The sequence below is a fragment of the Arachnia propionica genome, assembly GCF_003859805.1.
Taxonomy (GTDB): Bacteria; Actinomycetota; Actinomycetes; order Propionibacteriales; family Propionibacteriaceae; genus Arachnia; species Arachnia propionica_C.
The window spans coordinates 1-1,608 of the sequence record NZ_RQZG01000038.1; the positions used below are offsets into that span (position 1 = coordinate 1).

Genomic DNA, 1,608 nt, shown 5'->3' on the forward strand with positions numbered 1-1,608 from the left:
GTGGGTGATCTCGGTACGCGCCCCGAGTGGGTCGATGGTGGCGGTCAACCGTCCGGCCGGGGTGTGTTCGAATCCCCACCGGCCTCCGTCCGGATCCACCCTCGCAACCAACCGGTCACCGACCCACTCAAAGCGGGTGACATGTCCATTCGGGGTGATCGACGCGATGATCTTGCCTGTCTCGTCGCGTTCCAGCCGGCTGGTGTTCCCGGCCCCGTCAGCCATCGCGATGATGTCACCATGCTGGTCGTAACGGATGTGGAACTGTACTCCCGTCGGATCGACCATCTGCACCAGTTGGCCCTGTTCCCACACCAGCCGGGTCACAGCCCCAGTGCCGTCGATGATCTGTGATGGATACCTCGAGTTGGTGTCGTAGTCGTAGGTGGTGACACTTGGGTCACCGTCATCGGTGAACACCCGCACTTGGAGGAGTCGGTCCTGCTCGTCCCACAGGTTCTCGATCCTGGCCCCCGTGGGTGTCACCCGCGCAATCAGCCGGGACCGGTCGTCGTACTGGCTGGCGGTGACCCCACCATCACGTTCCGTCCCCAGCAGGATGTTGCCGAATTGGTCACGTGCGAAACTGGTGGCCTCACCGTCGGCATCCACGATCCTGGTCAGGCGTCCCCGCGCGTCGTGTATCCACGTGTTCGACCGTGAACCATCCTCATCAGCAACCACCGTGACGTGGCCGGGAAGGTAGGTGAACCGGGACACCCGGCCATGCTGGCTGGTCTGTTCAACCACCCGCCCCTGGGGATCGTAGGTGTTGGTGACCTCGACCACCCCATCCGCATCGATCACCCGGGTCAGGAGCCCCGCCTCATCCCACACGTATCGCCTGACTCCCCGAGACGACCCGGCAGTCACCAGACGACCCGCTTCGTCGTAGCCGTACTCGATCCGGCGGCCATCCGAGGCCAAGGCCGCGACGACCCGTGCAGCCCCACCCTCGTCCCAGACCACATCGACCCAACGACCCCGCTCATGGGCCATCCGCTCCAACCGGCCCTCCGACCACGTCAACATGACCTGGAAACCCTCACCGGCCGCGAACCCGGTCAGACGACCAGCATTGTCGAAACGCCACCACCCCCCGGTGTTGTCACAGATCTCCCACCCGTCCTCGACAGGTGAGAGCCAGAACGCTTCCGTCGTTGCGCGATCCCACCCCTGACCAAGCCGTGGGAATACGATCTCCCGGCCATCGAACAGCCGCCACCTGGCCTCGGAATCCCCCACCTCGAGACCAGCCTCGGTCCACGACGACCACCCTGGCCCGAACGCCCCCACCGCAGGGTTGACCGAGTTGTACATCCGCCCCCACACCAGAGCAGAACAACCCCCCTCGAAACCCAAGTCGATCTCCGGTTCCAGGAAATTTCCCGTCGCGGTGTTCACCGGATCATTCGCATACCCCGTCGTCGGAGGAGCCCCATGCATCTCAGGAGGAGAGATCTCCAAATCCTTCCGCTCGCTGTTGACCCCAGAAGCCTCCAAAGCCGCAGTCAATGTGGCATTCGCCACCGTCACCACGCCATCCCCACCAGCAGCCTCAAACGCCCCCGCCACCACATTCGCCCACGACACATCATTGTCATTCGC

At 64.0% G+C, this 1,608-nt stretch carries 1 protein-coding gene; it reads right to left on the reverse strand.

What is annotated here, in order from left to right; genetic code table 11:
- Positions 1–1,446: DUF6531 domain-containing protein (locus EII34_RS15650; RefSeq protein WP_148092640.1), on the reverse strand; the 1,446-nt coding region annotated here is incomplete at its 3' end.
- Between the last annotated feature and the right edge of the window lie 162 nt (positions 1,447–1,608).